Source organism: Kitasatospora sp. NPDC056783 (genome assembly GCF_042789895.1).
Lineage (GTDB): Bacteria > Actinomycetota > Actinomycetes > Streptomycetales > Streptomycetaceae > Kitasatospora.
On sequence record NZ_JBHUAF010000417.1, the window covers coordinates 1 to 7,292 of the forward strand.

Here is a 7,292-nt window from a genome sequence, read left to right on the forward strand (position 1 = left end):
GGCCAGGGGGCCCGACCGCCCGGCCGTTCGTCCAGGAGGGCCGTCCCGACATCTTGTGAAGGTACGGTGCTCCGACGCCTCGCCGGTTCAGAGGATGTTCCATGCGAGCCGGTCCTGGCCGGACCGTAGCCCCTGGACGCGGCGTCGTACCTCCAGGAGTGTCGAGCTCCCGGGTGAGGCCCGCTTGGCGTTCGTGGTGATCATCCGCAGTTCGCGGAGCGCGGAGAGCACGGGGTAACCCGCCCACGAGGTCACGTCGAAACCGTACCGGTCCGCGAACTCCTGGTAGTGGGCCGAGCCGTAGCCGAAGCGGCGGCAATGGATCTCGACGGTCACGAGGTCGAGTTCGGGCTGCCCGAAGCAGGCGGTGTCCCAGTCGCACAGGACTGCGGCATTGTCGTGGTGGAGGGCGTTCCGGTGCTGAGGGTCGCCCTGCAACAGGCCCGGCGGCAGGACGTACCGCACGTGGGGAAGGGCGTCTTCCAGGTCGGCCAACCGTTGTTCGAGCCAGGCGATGTCTTCCGGGGGCAACGCGGTGATCTCCGTGATCGAGCGTCTGATGGCCCCGGCGGTGTCGACGGAGCGGACGTCGAAGGGGGGAGGCGGGAGTTGGTGAAGGGTACGGAGGGGAACGGCGAGCTGCGCCGCTGGAACCGGGCGGTCAGGCTGGGGCAGATAGTGCCAGAACGTCACGGCGTGCCCGCCGACCACGACCGGTTGCCGCACCGGCATCAGCTCGACGGTCGGGAAGTTCTCGCCGGTGAGCCACCGCACGAGCCGGAGGGTACGGCGGACACTGTCCAAAGGCGTGCCCGCCCTCGCGATCTTGGCGACCGCCCCGGCGGCCGGCAGCGTGTAGACGGCGTTGGTGTGGCCGCGCAGGAGCACAGCGTCGACCGGGTCGATCCCGACCTGGCCGCAGGCGGTGTTGAGGACAGTGACAACCTCGGATTCGGCGAACCCGCCGATCCGGAGAACCGGAGTACTCATACCTGCCAGGCTGACGGGCATGGGATGCGACTGTCACGTCCCGCCGGTGGGAAGGGCCAGAAGTTCGCCGAGTTCTCGGGCAGCGCGAGGCCGTACTTCCTTCGGCGTTATTCTGATGATGTCCGCCGCGCGGGTGCCGAGGATCCGAGTGCGGTGGTCCGCGGGCACCGCCAGGTAGGTGGCCCGGGCCAGCTGGCAGGCTTCGGACACGCTCCGCTGCCGAACCAGGCACATGGCCTGTTCCAGGTGCAGCAGTGCCGGGTCGATGCCGGTGTGGTCGGGATAGAGGCGCAGTGCCTCCTGCTGGGCCCGGCCGGCCTGAACCGTGTCGCCGAGGGCGGTGTAGGCGCCCGACAGGTAGAGCTGGAGCCGTCGGTAGGGGAACGCCCAGGCGTCGTCCTCCTGGGCCGTCTGACGGCTGCGTTCGAACAGTGCGCGGGCTCGTGCGATCGCCTCGTGGGTGCCTTCCTCGTCGCGTTGACAGGCCTTGACCCGGGCCTCCGCGGCGGAGGCGAACGCTCCTGTCACGGACGGCCGCCCACGGTTGAGGAGCACGGCTTCGTGGGTGAGGGCTGCCGCCTCGGTCAGAGGCCCGTAGTAGAACGGCAGCATCGCTGCCTGCACCCGTACCCGGGTGCGTAGTTCGCGGTTTCCGCTGTCATCGGCGGCCGACTTCGCGGTCCCGTACCAGCCCCGAGCCTGCTCCGTGCGCCCCAGCTTCATCAGGGCGTCCGCCGTCAGGGTGGACAGTACGGCGAGCATCTCGGACAGCCGTACCTGAACGACCGCGGGCTGCCGTTCTTCGGAGTACTGCCGGACCTCCTCCAGGGCCGTCAGCAGCCGTGCCAGCATCACCATCGGGGGGTCGGACACGTAGTCCCGTCGCAGCGTGAGGAGCTTTCCGTCCAGGGACTCGAGCTCGCCGGTAGTGAGCGTCGTGCTGGCCAGCGTGCGTTCGATGGCACGCCGGTGCGAACGTGCGATGGCGTCGAGTGGGTCGCCCGCACCCCGCAAGGCGGGGACGGCCGGATGCTCGGCCACCGCCGGAAGGTCGGGTTCGGGAGGCGGGGCGAACACGGCGATGGGCGTGGAGGTGTCCGTCCGGTAGCCGCCGGCGAGCCCCAGCCCTTGTGTGTCGGTCCGATAGAGACGGCACAGCAGATCGATGGTCCGAGCCCGCGGCATCCGGGTGTTCCGCTCCCAAGCGCCCAGTTGCTCCGCGTCCAGGTTTGGCCGATCGATCGCCAACTCGTCGCACAGGTCGATCAGTTCGCTGACGGCCCGAGCTCGCGTCCACCCCCGGGCGAGGCGATGGGCGCGAAGGAGTGTGACGCCGCAGCACTGGACGATCACCGACGCCGTCATGTCGATCGTCCAGCCCTGTGTCGCGGCACTGGCCCTGGCGCGCGCTGCGCAGGAGGGCTTGTGACCCACGTCCCACCTCCTCTGCTGCTGATGGGCAGCCTAGCCATTCCAAGCCACTGATTCGTGGTCAAAAGCAGTAACTCATTGCCGGTTTGCTCTGCCGCACGCGTCAAACCGGTGAGTTCGGCTCACAGCGGCAACTTCTTCCGGTTGCCCTTCCGGCCCTGACGCGGCGAGTCTCGGTGGACACGCGATGACCACCACTCGCCGCCCCCGCCCACGGTTCGGAGGAACAGCCATGCACCGTGTCCTGGAGTTCAGCGCCACGATCACAACCGTCTCCCTCGGTGCCGTCCGCGACCTGTTGTCCCAGGAGGCCGTGAGAGCCGGCATCGTCCTCGACGACTCCAGGGCGTACGCGCTTCGTGTGTGTTCCTCGGAGTTCATCGACAATGCGATCAAGCACGCCGTCGGTGAAAGGCGCGGGTATGAAGCAGGGCTGTTGATCGAGGCTGATGTCGACCTGGAGCGCGGCCGTTTGCGGATCACCGTGACGGACCCGAGCGTCGTCGAGCCGGTGATGAACAGCAGCGTCGACGACCTGGACGCGACCTGCGGCCGCGGGCTGGTGGTCGCGGCCGGCTACGCGGACGACATCGGATGGCACCAGCGTCTCGACCCCGGAGGACGGCCGACCGGTTGGTCCGTGTGGTTCGAACTCGATGTGGCACCGGAGACCTTCGGCCAGGCTGCCGCCGTCTGCGCGGAAGTGCGGCCGGAAGCCGACATCCAGCCGCCGGAGTATCAGGGGAAGGCCATCTCCGGGCCGACGCGAAGGAGCGCGGACAGGCCGCACCGGCCGCTCCAACGGCGCCAGGAAGGCACTGTCCCGTAGACGATCCCCCGTTCCCCGCCCCTATCCACCCACTTCGACCCGAGGACCGCGCCGTGAGTGTCGGACCACGAACCACAGCACTGCTCAAGACCGCCACCCCGGCCCACAGGTCGGACATCGCGGCCTCCTACGGGGCCCTGACGCAGGCCTGCGCGGCCGGCGCCGAGGACGCAGGGCGGGCCGAGCTGGTCAGCGACAGCCCCAACCACCTGTGGTCGCTGCCCATCTCGCGCGCCCTCGCGATCGTGCACCCCGACCCGGACGAAGCCCGGGCCCTCCTCAAGAGCGCAGAACTTCTGCGCCGGCACCACGTCGCCGTCACCTCCCCTCGGTACACCGACGTCCATCCGTGCGCCGAGGGGCGGGCGGTGACGTTCTGGCGGCCCTGCGGGAAGCCGAGTGCCGACACCTCCCTGTCCGCGTGGGTGACCGCCCTCACCCACCGCATCGCCCCGGCGACGGCAGCGTGGCTCCAGGAGCACGACCCGTTCGCCGCCCTGCCGGCAGAGCCGGACGGCCTGGACGACGCCCTGCTGGACGAGCCGGCCCGCGCCTTCCTGTACGAGCACACCGCTCAGCTCCGCGAGGAGTGGGACTACCTCGACTGGCCGACACCCGACGCCGTCATCCTCGGCGGCCACGGCATGGTGCCCGTCCACGACGACGGTGTCCACGTCGGGCTCCTGCCACGCCGCCCACTGATGCGGGGCCATCGGGAGTGGGACCTGGTCGCCGCCCGCTGGCGCTCCGAGCTGCTGACCGCCCCGCGCGACGACCACCGGACCTACGCCGAGACTTATCTCTCCTACCAGTGCGAGGACCCGCTCCCGGACCGCCCCTACATCGGTGCCTGGTCCGGCTACCGGACCGTACGCGACGTCATCGCGCTCACCACGGTCATGGACACGGTGCGCCGCGCCCGTCTCGACGTCCGCGCTCGCCACCTGGCCGCCCATCAGGTCGCGTGCCTGCGCGGCCTCCACCCCGCCCCGTGGAACTGGGGACCGCGATGACGACCGCCCTTCCGCTCGGTGAACACCTCCGCTTGGTGAACACCGCGAGTACCCCGCTCCGGATGCGCGGGCGGTACGGAAGTCGAGGCCGACGGCCTACCCCTCGTCACCCATATCGACGTCGGGCAGCGTCTCGCCGAACCGCTCCAGCGCCGCCTCCGGCCCGCAGCCGAAGGCGCGGCCGATGTACTTCCAGGTCATCAGGTTGTCGCGGGCCCTGCGGCCGGCCAGCAGGGCGGTCGAACCGGCGGCGCGCTCGAACCTGGCGGCAGCGCGGGCGGCGGCGTACGGCTTGCTCTCCGTCAGATCGCAGATCCGGTCGACCAGCGCCGCGATCAGCTCCTCGACCTCGCGCGGCACCACGCCTTCGGCCTGGTCGACGTGGCGCTCCCAGTCCGCGAACGGCCCGACGTCCTTGCCCACCGCCTCGGTCGCCGAGTCGTTGCCGAAGTCCAGCGGGTGCAGCCGCTCACCCCGCCAGCCGCAGCCGCAACCAGCACGCACCGCGGTGGCCCGAGGACCGTCCGCGCCGTTGTAGAGCCACCAGGTGGTGCGCCCGTCCGGCAACGGCGCCGGCTCGCTGCCGTCCGCCAACACCGCCGCCGGGAAACCCCGGTGGCGCTTGCTCTCGTCAACCCATGGCATGCCGTGTCCTTCGTGTCCCTGGAGTACAGCACCAGGGTTCTCAGCCTGTGACGCACTGTCAAGGCCGCACGACAACCGGTGCGGGCGGCGGCTCGGGCGCGGGCCCCGGCCGGCGGGACCCCTCGGCACCCGCCGGTACGGCGCGAACGCATCAGTCTCCGCTTCGTGACCCGTCCCTGTCAGTCCGTATGGTTCCGGATTCCGTCCCCCGCGGCGGGTGGCTAGCGTCCGGTCCGTCGGACTCCGGCGGTCCGGGCAGACCGCCGCCACGTACCCTCAGGAGGTCACGGTGACCACGAACCACCCCACCCGCAGGAGCATCCTCAAGTCCGCCGGCGGGCTCGGCGCCGCCCTGGCGCTCGGCGGCGCGGGCGTCCTCGCGACGGCCTCGGCCGCCCACGCGGCCGGCGACGGCTTCGGCCTGCACATCACCGACCGCAACGAGGGCGACGCCCGGATGTGGTACTACCGCTTCCACACCGCCGAGATCGGCTGGGACCCGGCCGTCAACGTGCTGCTCCCCGACGACTACCACACCAGCGGCCGCACCTACCCCGTCCTGTACCTCCTGCACGGCGGCCTCCAGGACTTCATCGAGTTCGACCGCCGGGGCGTGCGGGAGTGGACCATCGGCAAGCCGCTGATCGTCGTGATGCCCGACGGCGGCCAGGCCGGCTGGTACTCGAACCCGGTCAGCACCAACGTCGGCCCCCGCAACTGGGAGTCCTTCCACATCAACCAGCTGATCCCCTGGGTCGACGCCAACTTCCGCACCTTCGCCGAGCCCGAGGGCCGTGCCGTGTCCGGCTTCTCCATGGGCGGCTTCGGCGCGCTGAAGTACGCGGCCAAGTACTGGGGCCACTTCGCCTCCGTCAGCGCCCACTCCGGCCCGGCCAGCATCCGCCGCAACGGCGGCGCGGTCGTGCACTGGGCCAACGTCTCCTCGGCCGTGAAGGACCTGGCCGGCGGCACGATCTACGGCGCGCCGCTGTGGGACCAGGCCCGGGTGACGGCCGACAACCCGGTCGAGCGCCTGGAGAGCTACCGCAACAAGCGGATCTTCCTGGTGGCCGGGACCAGCCCCGACCCGACCAACCCCTTCGACCAGTTCAACGAGTCCGAAGTGCTCGCCGAGCAGCGGGAGTTCCGCTCCCTGCTCGACGGCGCCGGCATCCCGTACGAGGCGCACGAGGAGCCGGGCGGCCACTTCATCCGCCCCGACCTGATGCGGCGCGACATCGACGGCATCATCGACCGCCTCCGCAAGGCGTGAGGGGCGCTCCGATGGTCTCCCGCATCGCGCGGCCGGTCCTGGCCGCGGTCGCCCTGCTGCTGCCGGTCGGCGTGCCGGCCGCGCCCGCCCTGGCCGCCCCCACTCTGGCCGCCCCCGCCGCCGCCGTGGCTCCCGCCGTAGCCGTCCCCGCCCTGGCCGCCGGTTTCGCGGCGGCCTGCCCGGCCCGCGGCCAGGTCTCCCAGCACTACTCCGCGGAGCACAACGGCATCGACATCGCCAACGACTACGGCACCCCGATCTACGCGGTCGGCGACGGCAGGGTCATCCTCTCCGGCACGGAGCCCGGCTACGGTCAGTGGATCCGCATCCTGCACCCGGACGGAACGATCACCGAGTACGGGCACATGCAGCGCCGGGACGTGTTCGAGGGCGACGCCGTGACGGCCGGTCAGCAGATCGCGCTGATGGGCAGCGAGGGCAACTCCACGGGCCCGCACCTGCACCTGCGGGTCTGGGCCGACTCGAACGCGTCGCAGCGCACCGACCCGGAGCCCTACCTCGCGGATCGCGGCGTCACCGTGCCCTGCGTTCCCGGAAGCGGACCCCGTCCCACTCCGCCGGTGTACCCGGCGGAGTCCGGCCGGGTGGTCTCGGCCCGGTCCGCGGACGGTCGTCTGGAGGTCTTCGCGGCCGGAGCGAACGGCGTCTCCCACGCCTGGCAGACCGCCGTCAACGGTGCATGGTCCGAGTGGGAGGAACTCGGCGGCCCCGCCGGCGCCGAGCTCGCGATCGGTCCGAACGCGGACGGCCGGCTGGAGGCGTTCGCCATCAACGGTTCCACTTTTCAGCACCGTTACCAGCTCCAGCCTTCCGGGGCCTGGTCGGGCTGGGAGGACTTCGGCGGTGGTGGCCACGACATCGCCGTCGGCACCAATCACGACGGCCGCCTGGAGGTCTTCGCCTCGGGCCCGGTCGGCGTCTTCCACCGCTACCAGACGGCTCCCAGCGGTGGCTGGTCCGGCTGGGAGGCCACGGGCGGCGGACCCGCGAACAGTGAGATCGAGCTCGGCAAGGCCCCGGACGGTCGTCTGGAGGTCTTCGCCGTCAACGGCAGCACCTTCCAGCACCAGTGGCAGACCGCCGTCAACGG

At 71.0% G+C, this 7,292-nt stretch carries 7 protein-coding genes; 4 read left to right on the forward strand and 3 right to left on the reverse strand.

Going from position 1 to position 7,292, the window contains the following annotated elements:
- Positions 1 to 87: 87 nt before the first annotated feature.
- Together ACFRMQ_RS35470 and ACFRMQ_RS35475 are read right to left on the reverse strand one after the other, a co-directional pair.
- A complete protein-coding gene (locus tag ACFRMQ_RS35470) occupies positions 88 to 1,011 on the reverse strand; it encodes a phosphotransferase family protein (RefSeq protein WP_380734924.1) in 924 nt (307 codons plus the stop codon).
- A gap of 12 nt (positions 1,012 to 1,023) precedes the next feature.
- Complete coding sequence (locus ACFRMQ_RS35475) at positions 1,024 to 2,424, reverse strand: hypothetical protein (protein ID WP_380734925.1); 1,401 nt, start codon at positions 2,422 to 2,424, stop codon at positions 1,024 to 1,026.
- A gap of 229 nt (positions 2,425 to 2,653) precedes the next feature.
- On the opposite strand from ACFRMQ_RS35475, the gene ACFRMQ_RS35480 reads away from it, so the two are divergent.
- Together ACFRMQ_RS35480 and ACFRMQ_RS35485 are read left to right on the forward strand one after the other, a co-directional pair.
- The gene (locus tag ACFRMQ_RS35480; RefSeq protein ID WP_380734926.1) at positions 2,654 to 3,250 is read left to right on the forward strand and encodes an ATP-binding protein; all 597 of its coding nucleotides are present in this window, start codon (positions 2,654 to 2,656) and stop codon (positions 3,248 to 3,250) included.
- 53 nt (positions 3,251 to 3,303) lie between these two features.
- A complete protein-coding gene (locus ACFRMQ_RS35485) occupies positions 3,304 to 4,263 on the forward strand; it encodes a hypothetical protein (protein WP_380734927.1) in 960 nt (319 codons plus the stop codon).
- A gap of 96 nt (positions 4,264 to 4,359) precedes the next feature.
- Here the strand turns inward: ACFRMQ_RS35485 and ACFRMQ_RS35490 are convergent, their stop codons facing one another.
- A complete protein-coding gene (locus tag ACFRMQ_RS35490; protein ID WP_380734928.1) occupies positions 4,360 to 4,908 on the reverse strand; it encodes a hypothetical protein in 549 nt (182 codons plus the stop codon).
- A 289-nt stretch (positions 4,909 to 5,197) separates the two neighbouring features.
- On the opposite strand from ACFRMQ_RS35490, the gene ACFRMQ_RS35495 reads away from it, so the two are divergent.
- Positions 5,198 to 6,181 carry an alpha/beta hydrolase gene (locus ACFRMQ_RS35495; protein WP_380734929.1) on the forward strand — a complete coding sequence of 328 codons (984 nt, stop codon included), beginning with the start codon at positions 5,198 to 5,200 and terminating at the stop codon, positions 6,179 to 6,181.
- Positions 6,182 to 6,192: 11 nt separating this feature from the next.
- On the forward strand, positions 6,193 to 7,292 hold a 1,100-nt coding region (locus tag ACFRMQ_RS35500), incomplete at its 3' end, for a peptidoglycan DD-metalloendopeptidase family protein (RefSeq protein WP_380734930.1).

Bases quoted from the DNA above. Each gene is read 5' to 3' on its own strand.
- ACFRMQ_RS35470 (WP_380734924.1), bottom strand. From the start codon at position 1,011: ATGCCCGTCAGCCTGGCAGGTATGAGTACTCCGGTTCTCCGGATCGGC.
- ACFRMQ_RS35490 (WP_380734928.1), bottom strand. From the start codon at position 4,908: ATGCCATGGGTTGACGAGAGCAAGCGCCACCGGGGTTTCCCGGCGGCG.
- ACFRMQ_RS35480 (WP_380734926.1), top strand. From the start codon at position 2,654: ATGCACCGTGTCCTGGAGTTCAGCGCCACGATCACAACCGTCTCCCTC.